The organism is Pseudarthrobacter sp. BRE9 (assembly GCF_031844305.1).
In the GTDB taxonomy this organism is placed as follows: Bacteria; Actinomycetota; Actinomycetes; order Actinomycetales; family Micrococcaceae; genus Arthrobacter.
The window spans coordinates 59,230-76,110 of sequence record NZ_JAUZUY010000003.1; the positions used below are offsets into that span (position 1 = coordinate 59,230).

At 66.3% G+C, this 16,881-nt stretch carries 19 protein-coding genes and 1 tRNA gene; 7 read left to right on the forward strand and 13 right to left on the reverse strand.

The window, feature by feature from the left end:
• Positions 1–47: 47 nt before the first annotated feature.
• The 8 genes from ureE to Q9R31_RS08395 all read right to left on the reverse strand — a co-directional run bounded on the left by ureE (position 48) and on the right by Q9R31_RS08395 (position 6,917).
• A complete protein-coding gene (gene ureE, locus Q9R31_RS08360; RefSeq protein ID WP_311262258.1) occupies positions 48–527 on the reverse strand; it encodes an urease accessory protein UreE in 480 nt (159 codons plus the stop codon).
• Between the two features lie 27 nt (positions 528–554).
• Positions 555–2,300 carry an urease subunit alpha gene (gene ureC / locus Q9R31_RS08365; protein ID WP_311262259.1) on the reverse strand — a complete coding sequence of 582 codons (1,746 nt, stop codon included), beginning with the start codon at positions 2,298–2,300 and terminating at the stop codon, positions 555–557.
• Positions 2,297–2,650 (reverse strand): urease subunit beta, encoded by a 354-nt coding sequence (locus Q9R31_RS08370; RefSeq protein ID WP_311262260.1) that lies wholly within the window; start codon positions 2,648–2,650, stop codon positions 2,297–2,299. Before Q9R31_RS08370 ends, ureC begins: the two co-directional genes overlap by 4 nt.
• 11 nt (positions 2,651–2,661) lie before the next feature.
• Positions 2,662–2,964, reverse strand: a complete 303-nt coding sequence (locus tag Q9R31_RS08375) for an urease subunit gamma (protein ID WP_056338167.1) — start codon at positions 2,962–2,964, stop codon at positions 2,662–2,664.
• Positions 2,965–3,061: 97 nt separating this feature from the next.
• The gene (locus Q9R31_RS08380; RefSeq protein ID WP_311262261.1) at positions 3,062–3,613 is read right to left on the reverse strand and encodes an isochorismatase family cysteine hydrolase; all 552 of its coding nucleotides are present in this window, start codon (positions 3,611–3,613) and stop codon (positions 3,062–3,064) included.
• Between the two features lie 126 nt (positions 3,614–3,739).
• Positions 3,740–4,744 carry a LacI family DNA-binding transcriptional regulator gene (locus tag Q9R31_RS08385; protein WP_311262262.1) on the reverse strand — a complete coding sequence of 335 codons (1,005 nt, stop codon included), beginning with the start codon at positions 4,742–4,744 and terminating at the stop codon, positions 3,740–3,742.
• Entirely contained in the window at positions 4,744–5,331 is a 588-nt protein-coding gene (locus Q9R31_RS08390; RefSeq protein ID WP_311262263.1) for an HhH-GPD-type base excision DNA repair protein, read from the reverse strand. Before Q9R31_RS08390 ends, Q9R31_RS08385 begins: the two co-directional genes overlap by 1 nt.
• Positions 5,332–5,390: 59 nt before the next feature.
• Complete coding sequence (locus Q9R31_RS08395; RefSeq protein WP_311262264.1) at positions 5,391–6,917, reverse strand: alpha-N-arabinofuranosidase; 1,527 nt, start codon at positions 6,915–6,917, stop codon at positions 5,391–5,393.
• Positions 6,918–7,371: 454 nt separating this feature from the next.
• On the opposite strand from Q9R31_RS08395, the gene Q9R31_RS08400 reads away from it, so the two are divergent.
• Positions 7,372–8,172 carry an ANTAR domain-containing protein gene (locus tag Q9R31_RS08400; protein ID WP_311262265.1) on the forward strand — a complete coding sequence of 267 codons (801 nt, stop codon included), beginning with the start codon at positions 7,372–7,374 and terminating at the stop codon, positions 8,170–8,172.
• 72 nt (positions 8,173–8,244) lie between these two features.
• Entirely contained in the window at positions 8,245–8,754 is a 510-nt protein-coding gene (locus Q9R31_RS08405) for a hypothetical protein (RefSeq protein WP_311262266.1), read from the forward strand.
• On the opposite strand, the gene Q9R31_RS08410 is transcribed toward Q9R31_RS08405, so the two are convergent.
• The gene (locus Q9R31_RS08410) at positions 8,751–9,770 is read right to left on the reverse strand and encodes a LacI family DNA-binding transcriptional regulator (RefSeq protein WP_311262267.1); all 1,020 of its coding nucleotides are present in this window, start codon (positions 9,768–9,770) and stop codon (positions 8,751–8,753) included. The two genes, Q9R31_RS08405 and Q9R31_RS08410, sit on opposite strands and share 4 nt — an antisense overlap.
• A gap of 140 nt (positions 9,771–9,910) precedes the next feature.
• Between Q9R31_RS08410 and Q9R31_RS08415 the strand changes: the two genes are divergently transcribed.
• Positions 9,911–10,252, forward strand: a complete 342-nt coding sequence (locus Q9R31_RS08415) for a YciI family protein (protein WP_311262268.1) — start codon at positions 9,911–9,913, stop codon at positions 10,250–10,252.
• Between the two features lie 104 nt (positions 10,253–10,356).
• On the opposite strand, the gene Q9R31_RS08420 is transcribed toward Q9R31_RS08415, so the two are convergent.
• Positions 10,357–10,429 (reverse strand) — tRNA-Lys (locus tag Q9R31_RS08420).
• Positions 10,430–10,639: 210 nt separating this feature from the next.
• On the opposite strand from Q9R31_RS08420, the gene Q9R31_RS08425 reads away from it, so the two are divergent.
• From Q9R31_RS08425 to Q9R31_RS08440, 4 genes are all read left to right on the forward strand, one after another.
• Positions 10,640–11,299 carry a hypothetical protein gene (locus Q9R31_RS08425; RefSeq protein ID WP_311262269.1) on the forward strand — a complete coding sequence of 220 codons (660 nt, stop codon included), beginning with the start codon at positions 10,640–10,642 and terminating at the stop codon, positions 11,297–11,299.
• Between the two features lie 329 nt (positions 11,300–11,628).
• Positions 11,629–12,246: a nuclease PIN gene (locus Q9R31_RS08430; protein ID WP_311262271.1), complete on the forward strand. Its 618-nt coding sequence runs from the start codon at positions 11,629–11,631 to the stop codon at positions 12,244–12,246.
• Between the two features lies 1 nt (position 12,247).
• Entirely contained in the window at positions 12,248–13,258 is a 1,011-nt protein-coding gene (locus Q9R31_RS08435) for an inorganic phosphate transporter (RefSeq protein WP_311262272.1), read from the forward strand.
• Positions 13,259–13,496: 238 nt separating this feature from the next.
• Positions 13,497–13,904 carry a hypothetical protein gene (locus Q9R31_RS08440; RefSeq protein ID WP_311262273.1) on the forward strand — a complete coding sequence of 136 codons (408 nt, stop codon included), beginning with the start codon at positions 13,497–13,499 and terminating at the stop codon, positions 13,902–13,904.
• A gap of 32 nt (positions 13,905–13,936) precedes the next feature.
• Here the strand turns inward: Q9R31_RS08440 and pstB are convergent, their stop codons facing one another.
• The 3 genes from pstB to pstC all read right to left on the reverse strand — a co-directional run bounded on the left by pstB (position 13,937) and on the right by pstC (position 16,837).
• Positions 13,937–14,716, reverse strand: a complete 780-nt coding sequence (gene pstB / locus Q9R31_RS08445) for a phosphate ABC transporter ATP-binding protein PstB (protein WP_018770927.1) — start codon at positions 14,714–14,716, stop codon at positions 13,937–13,939.
• 75 nt (positions 14,717–14,791) lie between these two features.
• Positions 14,792–15,904: a phosphate ABC transporter permease PstA gene (pstA, locus tag Q9R31_RS08450; RefSeq protein ID WP_311262274.1), complete on the reverse strand. Its 1,113-nt coding sequence runs from the start codon at positions 15,902–15,904 to the stop codon at positions 14,792–14,794.
• A complete protein-coding gene (gene pstC / locus Q9R31_RS08455) occupies positions 15,905–16,837 on the reverse strand; it encodes a phosphate ABC transporter permease subunit PstC (RefSeq protein WP_311262275.1) in 933 nt (310 codons plus the stop codon).
• Positions 16,838–16,881: the final 44 nt, after the last annotated feature.

The following is a 16,881-nucleotide window of genomic DNA, read 5'->3' on the forward strand; positions in this document are numbered from 1 at the left end:
GGGCACAGCCCCCTTCACCCGCCGCCGCACCCAAGGTGCCGCTGGTACTAGTGCGAGTGCTCAGCATGGCGGAAAGGTACAGGCATGACGCGTTCCTGGCGGGTGTAGGGCACTGAGTTGTGGCGGAGGTAGTCCTCGACGGTGTGGTCGTAGGCGCACACCATGACGTCGGCCCCGTACTCTGACGCGGAGTCGAAGAACTGTGCCTGGAGGTGCCGGTTGCCCAGCGAATGTGCGGTGACGCCCATTTCCTGGATGCTCCGCGGCGCGATGACAAGCACGTCGGTGGGCAGGACGGACACCACGATCATGTTGGACTCTTCGACGTGGAGGATGTCGCCGTCGCGGAGGTCCCCGGACCCGGCGGGGAGGCGGATGCCGATTTCCTTGCCGTGGTCGGTAGTGGCGCGCTGGATGCGTTTGACGAGTTGGGCGCTGGGGAGCATCACTTTTTCCCGGTGGAGCCCGGCGTAGGTTTCAGGGTCCGGCAGGTCGTGCAGGTTGCCGAGGACTTTGTCGATGATCACGTGGGACTCCGGAGTTGGGATGACGGTCTAGAACAGGAAGTAGCGCTGGGCCATGGGCAGGACGTCGACGGGTTCGCAGGTGACGTCTTCGCCGTCGACGGTCACCTGGTAGGTTTCCGGGTCCACCTGGATGTCGGGTGTGGCGTCGTTGTATTTGAGGTCCGCCTTGGTGAGGGTCCGGATGCCGGAAACGGGCCGGATGACCTTCTCCAGCCCGAGTTCTTCCGGCACGCCGGCATCGATCGCGGCCTGCGACAGGAAGGTGATGGAGGACCGCTGCATCGCCTTGCCGAACGTGGCGAACATGGGCCGCATGGTGCGGGGCTGGGGCGTCGGGATGGAGGCGTTCGCGTCGCCCATCAAGGCGTAGGCGATCTGGCCGCCTTTGAGCACCAGTTCCGGCTTGACGCCGAAGAACGCGGGATCCCACAGCACGAGGTCCGCGAACTTGCCCACCTCCACGGATCCGACGAAGTCTGCGATCCCCTGCGCGATGGCCGGGTTGATCGTGTACTTGGCCACGTACCGCTTGAGCCGGAAGTTGTCGCTGCCCGCACTGCCGTGGGTGCCGCCGTCGGACTCTTCCAACACCCCGCGCTGCTTCTTCATCTTGTCCGCCACCTGCCAGGTGCGGGTGATCACCTCGCCCACCCGGCCCATCGCCTGGGAGTCCGAGGAGGTGATGGAGAAGATGCCCAGGTCCTGCAGCACGTCCTCGGCGGCGATGGTTTCGGCGCGGATCCGGGAATCGGCGAAGGCCACGTCCTCGGGGATGTCCGGGTTGAGGTGGTGGCACACCATCAGCATGTCCAGGTGCTCTTCGATGGTGTTGCGCGTGTACGGCAGAGTGGGGTTGGTGGATGCCGGAAGGACATTGGGCATCCCGGCGATCTTGATGATGTCCGGTGCGTGCCCGCCGCCGGCGCCCTCGGTGTGGAAGGTGTGGATGACGCGGCCGTTGATGGCGCGGATGGTGTCCTCCACGAAGCCGCATTCGTTCAGGGTGTCGGTGTGGATGGCCACCTGGACGTCGTACTCGTCCGCCACCTTCAGTGAGGTGTCGATGGAGGAGGTGGTGGATCCCCAGTCCTCGTGGACTTTGAGCCCGATGGCACCGGCGCGGATCTGCTCGGCCAAAGGTTCGAAGGCGGACGCGTGCCCCTTGCCGAACAGGCCGATGTTCATGGGCAGCCCCTCGGCCGCCTGCAGCATCCGCTGGATGTGCCACTTTCCCGGCGTCACCGTGGTGGCTTTGGTGCCTTCGGCCGGGCCGGTGCCGCCGCCGATCATGGTGGTGATGCCGCTGGCCAGGGCAGTGGGCACCTGGTCCGGGGAGATGAAGTGGATGTGGGTGTCGATGCCGCCGGCGGTGAGGATCTTCCGCTCCCCCGCGATGATTTCGGTGCTTGCCCCGATGACGATGTCCACGCCGTCGGTGATCTGGGGGTTGCCGGCCTTGCCGATCTTGAAGATATGCCCGTCCCTGAGGGCCACGTCGGCCTTGTAGATGCCGGTGTAGTCCAGGATCACGGCGTTGGTGATCACCGTATCCGGGATGGCGCCGCCCTGCCCGTCGTCGTCCCTGACCGCCTGGCCGTTCTGGCCCATGCCGTCACGGATCACCTTGCCGCCGCCGAACACCACTTCCTCGCCGTAGACGGTGAGGTCTTTTTCGATCTCAAGGAACAGATCGGTGTCCGCCAGGCGGATTTTGTCCCCGGCCGTGGGCCCGTACAGGTCTGCGTACTGCCGGCGTGGAATCTCAAAGCTCACTGCTTGTCCCCTCCCGTAACAGGCCTGCCCCGGCGGGTGCCGCCGTCGAGCTTTCCGTTGACCGCGTTGCTGAGCCCGAACACCTCGCGGCGCCCGGCCAGTTCAATCAGCCGCACGCTCCGGGAGTCCCCCGGCTCAAACCGTGCAGCCGTTCCCGCGGGAATGTCCAGGCGCCGGCCGTACGCGGCGTCCCGGTCGAAGGACAAGGCTGCGTTGGCCTCGGCAAAGTGGAAGTGGGAACCCACCTGGACGGGCCGGTCGCCGGTATTGGTCACAGCCACCTCGATCGCGTCCCTGCCCGCGTTCGCGGTCACGGGCTCCGGCCGGAGAACGTACTCGCCTGGAATCATTGCGGTTATCCTCAGCGGATGGGGTTGTGGACGGTGACCAGCTTGGTGCCGTCGGGGAAGGTCGCCTCGATCTGCACGTCGTGGATCATCTCGGGCACACCCTCCATGACGTCCCCGCGGCTGAGCAAGGTGGTGCCATAGCTCATGAGGTCGGCTACGGTCCTGCCATCCCGGGCGCCCTCGATCAGTTCGTAGCTGATAATTGCCACGGCCTCGGGATAATTGAGTTTCAGCCCTCGTGACTGCCGGCGCCTTGCCAGGTCCGCGGCCACCACGATCATCAGCTTTTCCTGCTCACGCGGCATCAGATGCATGGACTTCCCTTCGACGGCCAACGGCGTGGGGTCCAGCGTAAACCCGGCACGTTTCCACCAGGTTTCAGCAGCATCAGGCCGCTCTATCCGGCACAGCTCACTTGCTGAGACGCGCGAGGATCTCGTCGCTCGGCTGGACCGGCTGGCGGTAGGTGGTTGAGAGGATGCGGAGCATGTCCGCGGCGTCCTGGTCGGCTTCCGAAGCCATGGCGTCCTGCGCATACGTCACGCGGATGTTGTGCGCGAAGGCGTCGGCGGCCGTCTGGGCAATGCAGTTGTGGGTTGACACGCCGGCGAGCACCACCTCATCGGCTCGCCAGTTCCGGAGCCGGGCCAGCAGGTTGGTGCCCACAAAGGCGCTGTCCCTGGTCTTGTTCAGCTGGGGCAGGTCTTCGGTGATGAGTCCCGGCACGGACTGGGCCTGCTCACTGCCGCGGAAGATGAATCCCTGGTCGTCATCGAGCATGCTGAGGGTCCAGGTCGATTTGTCCCGCTCGTGTTCGGTGCCCACCAGCAGCGCCTTGTGCCCGGCTTCCTTGAACCCTTCCAGCAGCCGGTTGCACTCGCCGACCACCCGCTCCTGCTGGGCTGCCAGCTCGGGGGTTTCGAAGAACGCGTTCTGCATGTCGATGACCAGGAGGGCAATCATGGGGGCACCTTTCCGTCTTTTGAACCGGTGCCATAGCTGTACCCGCAGGCGAAGCCGGCGAAACCCTTGAGGAGGAAAACGGGGAAGGAAATCAGGACGGAACCGGGGCGGAGCCAGGCCTGGAAACTAGGGTGCGGATTCCCGGATCTTCAGCTCGAAGCCGGCCTCCACGTGCACGCCCCCCGCGGATGCCTCGCGACCGGCGATCCGGTCCAGCAGCAGGCCGATCGAGCGTTCGGCAATCTCGTCCATGCCCGGCGAGACCGTGGTCAGGGACGGGGACGCGAACCGGGCTTCGTCGATGTCGTCAAAGCCGGCCACGGCCACATCCTGCGGCACCGTGACCCCGCGGACCAGCAGTTCGTGCAGTGCGCCGAGCGCCAGCACGTCATTCAGCCCGAAGACCGCATCGAATTCCACGCCCGATTCCAGGAGGCCGGCCACCGCGGCCGCACCGGTATCGCGGCGCCACTCGGCGGGCGCCACCAGCGCGGGGTCGAACGGGATGCCCGCCTTCCCCAGCGCCTTCCGGTACCCGTTCAGGCGCAGGCCCGCGCTGCCGGAGGACTCCCCGGCGTTGGCCCCGATGACGGCGATACGACGGCGGCCGCCGGCCAGCAGGTGCGCCGTGAGCGCAGCCGCGGCTTCCTCGTTCTTCATGGTGACCAGGTCAAAGCGGGGATCCATGATGTGTTCCCCGAGCATCACCAGCGGCTTGTTGCCTGTACGCGCGGCGATGGCGTCCGCGTCCACCACCAGCGGCGTGAACAGCAGCCCGTCCGTGAGCTGCCGGAACGTCCCCTGCAGCACACCAAGTTCAACGGTCCCGTCGGCGTCGGACTGCTCCACGAGCACACGGTAGCCGTGGCGGGAAGCGGCCTTCATGAGCTTGGACGCGAGCTCGGCGTAGTACGGGGCGGAGAGGTCGGACAGGACCAACCCCAGCATGGAGGTCTTACCGGACCGGAGACTTCGGGCGGTGAGGTTGGCTTCGTAGCCCAGCTCCGCGATGGCGTCCTGCACCCGCTGCTTGGTGGCTGGACGGATGAATTCGTAGTCGTTCAGGACGTTGGAAACGGTTTTGAGCGAAACGCCTGCCGCCCGCGCCACGTCGTTCATGGTGACTGCCATTAACGTTCTTTTCCTGCTTTCGCCGCCGCCTTGGCTGCCTGCTTGCTGGCGCGCACCTTTGCCAGGGACTCCGGATCCACAATGTCTGCCACGGAGAGGTAGCTGCCGTCCTCACCGTAGTGCCCGGCGGCTTCGCGCCACCCGGGCGCTTCGAGGCCGCGCTGCTTGCCCAGGAGTGCCAGGAAGATTTTTGCCTTTTGCTCCCCGAACCCGGGCAGGGCCTTGAGCCGGCGCAGCACCTCGGCACCGTCCGGCGCCCCTTTGGTCCAGATGGCCGCGGCATCCCCGTCCCACTCGTTCTGGACGGCCTCGGCCAGCGCCTGCACGCGGGCCGCCATGGACCCCGGGAAGCGGTGGACGGCGGGCCGTTCCTTGAACATTTCCACGAACGCCTGCGGCTCCTGGGCGGCAATGGTCTCCGGCTTCATTGACCCGATCCGGCTGCGGATCTTCTCAGGACCGGCGAAGGCCGATTCCATCGTCACCTGCTGGTCCAGCAGCATGCCGGTCAGCAGGGCGAAGTCGTCCTCACTCAACAACTTGTCCGCGGCGGGATCGCCCGTGATGTGCAGTTCCATGCCGTCCATCCTCCCACCTGCGGCCCGCCGTCGTCATAAGGGCAGCGCCGCCCTGCCGCCAGGGCGGGTCAGCTGTTCACGGCCAACCGGATCATGGACCAGGAAACGGCGGGGAGTTCGGCGGTGAGCCGGCCGCCGTCCACCTTCACGGAGGCGTTTTCCGACGGCAGGACCGAGGTGGAATCATCGGCGCTGGCCTGCCAGTACGGATCCTTGTTGGCATAGGTCACTGCCTCCACCAGCCGGACGTCGCCGAGCCCGGCCACCGCTGCGTCCAGCGTCAGTGCCTGCTCCGCTGACCGGTTGACGGCGAACACCACGGCCTCGCCCTTGTCTGCGTCGTACGTGGCGACGGCGGACAGGGCGGCGACGTCAGTTGTCTTGCCGCCGCTGACCAGTGGGGACTCCACGGCAAGCTGCAGGACCGTGCCGGAGGCGTACCGGGAGGTCAGGGCGAACGGGTGGAAGGTGGTCTGCTTCCAGGCCCGGCCGCCCGGCTCGGTCATGATGGGGGCGATCACGTTCACCAGCTGCGCCAGGCTGGCTGAGTGCACGCGGTCCGTGTTCCGAAGCAGCGTGACCAGCAGGTCTCCCACGACGACGGCGTCCGCCACCGTGTACGTGTCCTCCAGCAGGACGGGGGCCACCGGCCAGTCCTTGCCGGTGGGCACCCTGGATTCGGCGCGGCTCATGTGCCAGACGTTCCACTCATCGAAGGAGATGTTCACCTGTTTGGTGGACTTCTTCACCGACTTCACGTGGTCGATGTGGCTGACGAGGTCATGGATGAAGGCCTCCATCTTGTGTCCGGCGGCGAGGTGTTCCTGCAGGTCGCCGAAGTCCTCGAAGTACTGGTGTGCCGAGATCAGGTCCACCAGCTCGTAGGTCTCAGCCAGGACCACGCGCTCCCACTCACCGAAAGTGGGCATAGTGGGCCCGGAGCTGCCGCAGGCCACCAGTTCCAGGTCCGGCTCCACCATGCGCATGGCCCGGGCGGTGTCGGCGGCCAGGCGGCCGTATTCAAGGGCGTTCTTGTGCCCGATCTGCCAGGGGCCGTCCATCTCGTTGCCCAGGCACCACATCCTGATGCCGTAACCATCCGGGGCACCATTTGCGCGGCGCTGCTCAGACAGGGCGGTGCCGCCGTCGATGTTGCAGTACTCGAGGAGATCCAGCGCCTCCTGGACGCCGCGGGTGCCCAGGTTCACCGCCATCATGGGTTCCACGCCGGCCTTGGCGGACCACTGGGCGAACTCGTCCACGCCCACGGTGTTGGGATCGGTGGAGTGCCACGCGAGGTCCAGGCGCACGGGTCGCTGGTCCGCCGGGCCCACGCCGTCCTCCCATCGGTAGCCGGACACAAAGTTCCCGCCCGGGTACCGGACGGTGGATACGCCCAGTTCACGGGTAAGCGCCAGGACGTCACTGCGGAAGCCGTCCCCATCCGCATCCGGGTGGTCGGGTTCAAAGATGCCGGTGTAGACGCACCGGCCAAGGTGCTCAACAAAGGCACCGAAAGTACGACGCCGGACCGGCCCCACGGTGAACGACGGGTCAACGGTGATTTTTGCTGCGACGGGTTCTGGCTGGGTCACGAAAGCATCCTTGGCTCGGTTTTTACAACGTTATAGAAGATATTGTTGGGGGCGCCGCTTCGCCAGTCAAGTGTTCTCATTTCCAGTGCCACAACACACCGCAGCCCCTGGACTGCGGAGCCACCTGCCTCCCACCTGCGGGAACACGTAAAGGGCAGCCCCAGGCGCGGGCCCAAGTACTACCTAATTGGAAAAACAGGTACCAGCTACGCATTCACCGGAGGCTGGACGGCAATTAGGTTTTTCACAGAGACAAGACCTGTTTTGCTTCCCGGTACTTGGCTCACTAGGGGGTGTGAGACTGGCAATGCATGCACGACAGGTAAACCCAGGCTTCCCGGTCCATAGGACCCGGGTACTAAGCGGGGCCGGCGACGAGGAGTCCTTCGAGACCAAGGGCTCTCCCCCAGCCGTCGCCGGCCCTCTTGCCCCAGCGGGCGCCCGCAGGGTGCGCGTGCCCCATCCGGAACCCGCCGGCCATGAACGGGGCGCGCCCCGGAACCCGGCCGTCGTGCTGGACCTGGTTAATGGTGCGCAAACCCTCTCCGATTCCCTTGACCTGCTGGTGACCGCTTCGGCCGGGCATGTGGCTGCCACGGCCGGGATCGACGTCGGCTGCGGCCTGGTACTGCACCAGCCCAAGCGGCTTCCTGCCATTGCGGGCACCACCGGCGACGTGGAGCGACTGCTGGACTGGGAACGGGAGATGGCGGAGGGGCCCGTAACTGACGTCATGTCCGGCGGGCACCCTGTCGCGGTGCTCCAGCGGAACGGTGACTTCCGGTGGCAGCACTACTCCACACAGTTGCAGTTGTCCGGGTTCGGCAGCGCCCTGGCAGTGAGGCTCCGCCTGGACACCGCCCCCCAGGCAGACGACCAGGCCAACGGCAGCAAGGAGCCCGGCCAGACCACCGCCGCGCTTGCCTTTTTCGCCCACGACTCCAAGGCATTCCCGCTGCAGGCAATTGCCGAGGCACGCACGTTTGCCGGACTGGCAAGCAAGAGCCTGCAGATGGCCATAAACCTGCACGCGGCCCGTTCGCTTGCCGCGGACCTCCGCTCGGCACTGGACAGCCGCACCTCCATCAATGTTGCGTGCGGCGTGATCATGGCCCAGAACAGGTGTTCCTACCAGGAGGCCTTCTCCATCCTTGCCAAGGCGTCGAGCCACCGGAACATCAAGGTGCGCAAGGTGGCAGAGGAGCTGCTGGACCGGCTGCCGGAAGGTGCACCGCACTCGCACTTCGGCCGCTGACCAGGTTCACGGTTCACGCCAGCCCGATTGGGTAGGGAAGGACCAGGACCACGGAGCGCGGGAGGGGGAGGGATGGAAAGCACGCAGCCGTCCGCCTTGCCTGCCCGCATCAGCGCCCGCGCGTGGCTCGCCGGGCCCTTTGCCACCGCCCTCGGACTGGCAGCGCATGTCGCCGGCGGGGGCCAGTCACCAGCACTCGTCATCGTGGCGGCGCTGGTGGCGCTGCTCAGCCTGGGCGCCGCGGTTCTGGAGCGCGTGGTCCAGAAGCGATTGGTCCGGGACCGGCTGCCGTCCGCGCAGCTTCCCGGCTGGGCAGTCCTGGTGGCGGCCGCTGTCGCACAACAACTGCTGCATCTGGCCTTCGCAGCCTTTTCCACGGCCGCTGCAGTTCCGTTGCCGGGCCACGCCCATGGCGGGGCGCCGACTCCGGACGCGCCGTCGTCATCCGGTTCCCCGGCTGCGCACTCATCACTGCACCTGATGCTGTATTTGCATGCAGCCGCGGCGCTCCTGGCCGCCGCTGCGGTTGCCCAGTGGAACAGGCTCGCCGGGTGGACCGGTGCAAAGGCTGGCAGAACCTAAGCGCGTGTTGGAGCAGCGGTGCTTGCGCGGAGGATCAGCTCCGCCGGGACCACCGTGGAGCTCACCGCGGCGCCGGACTCGATTTCCTTCAGCATGATGTCCATGCAGCGGCGTCCCAGTTCCTCGAAGTCCTGGCGGACTGTGGTCAGCGGAGGCGTGAAGTACCCCGCTTCCGGCTGGTCGTCGAAGCCCACCACGGAGACGTCGTCGGGCACCCTGACCCCCGCCTCGGTGAAGGCGCGCAGCAGGCCCAGGGCCATCTGGTCATTTCCAACGAAGATGGCCGTGGCCGTGCGTCCGGCCGCCAGCCTGCATCCAATGGCGTAACCGCTGCCCGCACTCCAGTCCCCTTCCACCAGCAGCGACTCGTCCAGCCCGGCCTCCCTGAGGGCAGCGCGCCACCCCTCTGCGCGCTCGGCGCCGTCCGTCCAGTCAGGCGGGCCGGCGATATGCCCGATCTGCCGGTGGCCCTCCTTGATGAGATGTTCGACGGCGAGCCTGGCGCCCTCACGCTGGTCCACCATTGCGCCGCTGACGGAAGCGCTGCCGGCGGAGCCCACCGCCACCACGGGCACGGGAAGATTCATCTGCTCCAACACGGCGAGGGTGTCCGAGTGCGGCACCAGCACGGCGATCCCGTCCACGGCCTGGTCCATGAAGTGGCCCACCGCGTTGGATATGGCGTCCCGGCTGACCTCCCGCAGGGCCGCGATACTGACAAAATAGCCGGCGTTGCGGGCTGCATGTTCAACCCCCAGCAGGGTATTCGCCGGCCCGTACTGGGACAGCTCGCTTGCCAGCACGCCGATGGTCTGCGAGCGCCGCGTAACCAGGCTGCGGGCGGCGGTGTTGCGCCGGTATCCCAGTTCGGCAATGGCCGCCTCCACCTTTTCCCGCGTCGCCTTGCTGACGTTGGGGTGGTTGTTCACCACCCGGGAGACGGTCTGGTGGGAGACGCCGGCCACCTTGGCCACGTCTTCCAGGCGCGGCATCCTGCCCTTGCTGGTTTTTGCCATGAGCCTATTGTGCCTGTGCAACCAGTGCGTCCCCTGCAGGGGCCCACTATGGCGGGCACAAGCGCATCGAATCCTTGCACGGCAGCGGAACGGTGGAAAGGATGAAGCTGATCCGCGATTGCAAACAAAGGAGCCGCAGCATGACCAAATACCTGATCTCGTTTCCCAGCGGCGCCATGGACATCCCGGATGGCGGCCTGCAGGCAGTGGCGGACGCCGCGCACGCAGTTGTAAAGGAGGCGAAGGACGCCGGAGTGTGGGTTTTCGGCGGCGGTATCGATGAGAGCGTTCCACCCGTGATAGTCGACGGCGACGGTACGGTGAGCGAGGGCACTTATCCCCAGACGGCACAGATCGAAGGCGGCTACACGGTGCTGGAGCTGCCCACCCACGAAGCCGCGGTGCAGTGGGCCGCGAAGATCGCTGCGGCTTGCCGCTGCGCGCAGGAAGTGCGGGCTTTCCAGTACGATCCCGCCAGCTGAACCCGGAAAACCTGTTGTGCGTGCCTGAGGCCGGGCTTTTGAAGTCGCGGGATTAAGAGGAAAGGGTCCGCCGGCATCCGCGGCGGACCCTCACGGTTCCTGGGTGGGCCCTGTGGGGCTCGAACCCACGACCCACGGATTAAAAGTCCGATGCTCTACCAACTGAGCTAAAGGCCCCTGCCGGCCAGTCAAACACGCTGTGTCCGCCCGCCCGGCCCAATCCATTTCTGGACGTTAATACTCTAACCCATGGTTCCGGCGTCTTCGCACATGGCCCAAGGCGCCGTCGTCGGGCGCTGTCATCCCCCGTTGAACGCTCTTCCTGCAGGTGCAGCCGACGCTGCTGATGCTCGATTTCCGCGTCCGCACAGGAGTAGCGTGGGGGGCATGAGCGAGCAAGCGGGAACTAGTCCTTACGGCGGCAGCAACAGGCACCACAAGCCCAAGCCTTTCGCCCCGATGGATTTCGAGCCCTTCGCCGGCGGGGCCGATCCCGCCCGCGTCTCCGAGGCCGCCCACCTCGCCGCCCAGGCGCTGGTCCGCCATGGCCGGGACAGCGATGATCCCGTGGTCACCGACCGCCTGGTGAAGCTCGCCGACGAACAGGGCCTGGAGGCCATTGCCGAGATGTGGGCCGAGAGCCCCGCCCGTTCCCTTCCCGGCGCCCTGTGGAGGCTCTATGCGCTCCGCGCTGCCACGGTCCAGGATCCGGAACGCATCTCGGTGTACTTCCGCGCGGGCAGGGACACCGCCCAGGTATCCAACGTGGTGGCCGGGGCGGCTGAGCCGCCGGGCGCAGACGAAATGCGCGCCATGGCCGATGCCATCCTTTCCGGCGCTTTCGACGGCGATTTCGACGTCGCGCTGGAACGGTCCGCCGCCTTCTGCCGCGTGGTGGCGCTTGGCCAGGCCACCCTTGCCGACGGCGCCGAGCACTCCAACGAGGCCCACGCCAGCAAGCTGACCCGCAACTCCCACCAGCTGGTCAAGACCGCCGAGGACCTGGAGCACGCCGCCAACGCGTGGCGCCTTGGCGAACTCGACTGATTCGCCTGCTGGAGCTTCTTCGACGCCGGCGGACCCCGCTTTTCCACGACCGACAAGGCCCCGCTGTCAAGATTGACTTGGGCCGGATGAAGTAGAAGACTGAAACCGGTGCCGAGCCGCGAAACCCCCGGGCTTCAACAATTAGCCGCCTAGAGCGGCCTACCGCCGAGAGGCGTATCCGGTTCGGCACCATCTTTCTGCCCTCTTCCCAGTGGCCAATTCAGAGGCTTCAGTTACGGGCCGGTAGAGTAAGCGACAGTTGCGCGCCGGCGTCAAGTCACACGGCAGCAGCCCCCCGCCTTGATTCGTCCCCGGAGACCGGAAAACACGTGAAGCTGCGCCTATTTCCCCAGGAGCCCGCCGGGCTGAACCTGCTCTCGCAGATGGCACAACAGATCGTGCTGGCCACCGCCACCCTGGCCGAGATCCTTGGCGTCCCCGCGGACGAGCACGGCAACCTCGTGGAAGACATGCACAACCTCGAGGCCAAATCCGCCGAACTGCATTTCGCGCTGCTGACCCACATGCGCACCAGCTTTGTGAACCCGCTGCCCCGGGAGGACATGTACGCCCTCTCCCGGTACCTCAATGAGGCCATGGAGAAGATGGATGCCGCCGCGGAACTGGTGGCCCTGTACCAGCTTGACCGCCTGCCCAAGCGGGCCGCCGACCAGCTGGAGATCATCAGCCGGCAGGCCGAACTGACAGTGGATGCCATGCGCAAGCTCAACAACCTCGATGACCTGGAGGACTACTGGATCGAGATCCTGCGCCTGGCCAAGCGCGCCGAGCGGACCCACAGGGTCTGGGTGGCAGACATGATTGCGGACCTGAAGTGGGCGCAGTACTCCCGCAACAGGGACATCGCCAACCAGCTGGTGGAGGTCACCAAGGACATGCGGCGGGTGGCCACCCAGGTAGGCAGCATCATCGTCAAGGAATCCTGAGGTGGCTGCAGTCATCTTCGCCGCGGTGGTCCTGCTGGCGGCGGCGTTTGCCTTCCTCAACGGCTTCCGCGATGCGTCCAACTCTGTTGCCCTGGCCGTGCGGAACCGGGCCCTTACCCCCAGCGTGGGCGTGCTCCTTGCGGCGTTCTTCAACTTCATCGGTGCCCTCCTGAGCGCCCTGCTCGCCGTCGCCGCCAGCCAGACCTGGATCAATCTTCCGGCCGGTGCCGACGGGCTCACCATCCTGGTGGCCGGCCTGGCCAGCGCCTGCGCCTGGGGGCTTCTGATGTGGCGGCGGGGCATCCCCGCGTCCTCCACCCACGCCCTGGTGGGCGGTCTTGCCGGCGCCGGCCTTGCCAGCCTGGCCGTCGGCGGCCCGGGGGTTGCCGGGGTGGACCAGTCGCTGCTTTTCCAGGTGGTGCTGCCCCTGGTGTTGTCCCCGCTCGTGGCCTACAGCGGCTCCTTCCTGCTGGTCTATCCGGCCACGTGGGTGGCCCGCTACACGCAGCCCAATGTGGTGAACCAGCGCTTCCGCCGGGGCCAGGCCGTCGCCGCCGGAGCTGTGGCGTTCGGGCACGGCCTGCAGGACGGGCAGCGCGTCAGCGCAGTGCTGCTGCTGGCCCTCCTGGCGGCAGGCTATTCCGACGGCGGGATCCCGCTTTGGGTGGCAGGGCTGTCCGCGGTGATGATGACGGCCGGGACGCTCTTCGGAGGATGGCGCATCTCGCACACCATCGGGTACAAAATCACCAGGATCGACCCCCTGCGCGGAGCTGTGGCCCAGACCTTCAGCGCACTGATGCTCTTTGTGGGTGCCATCGGGCTCCACTGGCCGCTCTCCACCACCCATACCGTTACCGCCGGGGCCCTGGGCGCAGGCGAGAACCAGAATTTTTCGGTGACAAACCGGAAGCTGGTTATCCGGATCCTGTGGCTCTGGGCCCTGACTCCCCTGGCGACGTGCGCCCTGGCCTTCGTGCTCGCGCTGGCCCTCTCCCCCATCGCGGTTTAGCCCGCACCTGTTCAGCCCGCAACGGGTGCACCGCCCTTGGTGGGCCACCCCTGTCGAGCCCGCACAACGGAGGGCACCCCTCCCCTGTACAGGGGCAGCGCCGTGACGTAGATTCGAAAAAAGCGGCCCCCGGCCAACGGTGCGGGGACCGGCGTCCGGGCCGCGTGCAGGGCCGCGGACGAGCGCCGCTGCAGCAAGACGGCGGCTTGGATGCACAACGCGGAAAAGAGCAGGCGTCATGTCTTCCTCGTATCCCCGGCGCCCGCTGCCACAGCCACGGCAACTTCAGTGCGAGGCCTGCGGAACCGGGCACCAGCTGACCATCCATGCCATCACGGCCATCGGCGCCGCCGGTGGGGACCTTGTCACCGTTTCCTACACCTGCAACGACTGCAACCTGTTCCAGGAACACACAGCCTTCGCCACGGACGTGGCAGCCGTGCTGAACCAGGTCCGCTGGATGGCCAAAGTGATTCTTTTCGGGGACGAGTACATCCACTGCGGCTACCCCATGGAGGAAGCGGAGCACGAGGTTGAGCGGCTCTGCTACCGGAGCAGCAACACAGGCAGTGGCCTTAATGCAGTGTCCCTGCCCACCCGGGTCCTTCGCTGCCACTGCGGGTACCAGCTGGAGGTCCCGGAGTAATCCTGGTCGGCACGGGGAACAGGTCCAGGGGCCTATCCGAAGCGTCCGGACACGTAGTCCTCGGTGGCCTTCTGCACGGGGTTGCTGAAGATCGTGTGCGTGTCGCCGTACTCGATCAGCTTGCCCGGCTTGCCGGTGCCGGCAATGTTGAAGAACGCCGTCCTGTCAGAGACGCGGGCGGCCTGCTGCATGTTGTGGGTCACGATCACCACCGTGTACTGGTCCTTGAGCTCATTGATGAGGTCCTCAATGGCCAGCGTGGAAATCGGGTCCAGGGCGGAGCAGGGCTCGTCCATGAGGATCACCTGCGGCTCCACGGCGATGGCGCGGGCAATGCAGAGGCGCTGCTGCTGGCCTCCGGAAAGGCCGGAACCGGGCTTCTCCAGCCGGTCTTTGACCTCGTTCCAGAGGTTGGCGCCCTTCAGTGAGCGTTCCACCAGGACATCGGCCTCGCCCTTGGAGATCTTTTTGTTGTTCAGCTTGACGCCGGCCAGCACATTGTCGCGAATGGACATGGTGGGGAACGGGTTGGGCCGCTGGAAGACCATGCCGATCTGCGAGCGCACGGTCACGGGGTCCACGCCGGGACCGTAAAGGTTGTCGCCGTCGAGCAGGACCTCACCTTCAACGCGGGCACCGGGGATGACTTCATGCATTCGGTTGAGGGTGCGGAGGAAGGTGGATTTTCCGCAGCCGGACGGGCCGATGAACGCGGTAACGGACTTGGCCTCGATGTTGATGCTGACGTCCTCCACGGCAAGGAAATCGCCGTAGTACACGTTCAGGTCCTTGACGTCGATGCGCTTAGACATGGTGTTCCTTCACTTGCTGGGTATGGATTGAAGTCTAGGTCCGCCGCGGGAAGGCGGACAGCCGGGCCGGCACGGTTACCGGCCGGTTTTCGGGGCGAAGAGCCTGGCGATGAGGCGGGCCACCAGGTTCAGGACCATCACCAGGATGATCAGCACCAGCGCCGCGCCCCAGGCCCGCTGCGAGGACGGGTCCGGGTTGGAGGGCGAGGTGGGGTTGAGGATCTGGGTGTAGATAAACGTGGGCAGCGAAGCCATCCAGCCGCCGAACACGTTCGAGTTGATGCTGGTGGCAAACCCGGCGGTGACCAGGATGGGCGCCGTCTCGCCGATGACCCGGGCGATCGCCAGGGTGACGCCGGATGCAATGCCGGAAATCGCCGTCGGAATAACCACCTTGAGGATGGTCCGCCATTTGCGCACGCCCAGGGCGTAGGCGGCCTCGCGGAGTTCGTTGGGGACGATCTTGAGCATTTCCTCGCTGGAGCGGACCACCACGGGGATCATGAGCACCGAAAGCGCGACGGCGGCCACCGCACCCGTCTTGGTGCCTGGCCCTACGACCACGAAGAAGAACGCGGCAGCGAACAGGCCGGCCACGATGGAGGGGATGCCGGTCATGACGTCCACGAAGAACGTGATCGCCTTGGCCAGGCGGCCGTCGTTGCCGTACTCCACCAGGTAGATGGCGGTGAGCAGCCCCACGGGAACGGAGATCACGGTGGCCAGCAGCGTGATCTGCACGGTGCCCAGGAGGGCGTGGTAGATGCCGCCCAGCACGGGGCCGCCGCTCTCCACGGCTTTATTGTCGAAGGAACCGGTGACCCCGTTCATGGAGTTCGTCAGGAACCCCGGCGTGACGAGCCCCGGCGCGCCGTTGACCAGGACGGTCCAGATTACCGAAACCAGGGGCAGCAGCGCCACCAGGAATGAGCCCACCACCAGGCAGGTGGCCAGTTTGTCCTTGGCTTTGCGGGAGCCTTCCACGGCGGCGCTCCAGGACACCAGTCCCACGGCGAACAGGATCGCGGAGACCACGCCCCAGCCGAACGGGTTGAAACCAACCAGCGCAAGGATGGCGGCGCCGACGATCAGGGCCGCAGCGAGCACGGCATAGGGCGCGTACTTGGGCAGCTGGCCCTTGGTCAGCGCCGACCTCTTGCTGCGGACGGGGGTAAGGGTGGAGGTCATTTAGTTGGCTCCCGAGAATTCTTTGTGCCGGGTGATGACCCAGCGGGCGATCATGTTCACGGCCAGGGTGATGACGAACAGCACCAGGCCGGCAGCGATCAGTGTGCTGACCTTGAGGCCCCCGGCTTCGGGGAAGTTCAGGGCAATCTCGGCAGCGATGGTCTGGTTCCCGGACTGGATCAGGCTGGCAGTCAGGGCACCGGAGGAAAGCACCAGGGCGACGGCCATGGTTTCACCCAGCGCACGGCCCAGGCCCAGCATGACGGCGCTGATGATGCCCGGACGGGCGAAGGGCAGCACCGCCATCTTGATCATTTCCCAGCGGGTGGCGCCCAGCGCCAGTGCGGCTTCTTCATGCAGCTTGGGGGTCTGCAGGAAAATTTCGCGCGACAGCGAGGTGATGATCGGCAGGATCATGACCGCCAGGACGATGCCTGCGGTGAGGATGGTCTTGCCGGTGGTGGAGGCCGGGCCCTGGAAAATGGGGAGCCAGCCCATGTTTGCCGCCAGCCAGCCGTAGGCCGGTGAAATTTGCTTGGCCAGGAACGCAGCCCCCCAGGCACCGTAGACCACTGAGGGGATGGCGGCGAGCAGGTCCACGACGTAGCCGAGTCCGGAGGCCAGGCCACGGGGCGCGAAGTGCGAGATGAACAGCGCCACCCCGATGGCGATGGGGGTGGCGATCACCAGCGCAATGACGGCCGCGATGAGGGTGCCGATCACGATGGGCCAGATATAGGCGAAGAAGCCCTGGCCGCCCTGGATTTTGTCGGCAGGCGCGGTCAGCGCCGGAATTGCCTGGACCACCAGGAAGAGCGCGACGCCGAAGAGGACGGCGAGGATCAGGCACCCGGCTGCCAGCGTGGCGCCGGAAAAGACTTTGTCCCCGGCGCGCCCGGCGCCCTGGGTACTGGTCAGGGAGGTGGCGGTCATTCGACGGCCCTTCGATTCGTTGCTGGAGTGGGGATGCGGGGTGC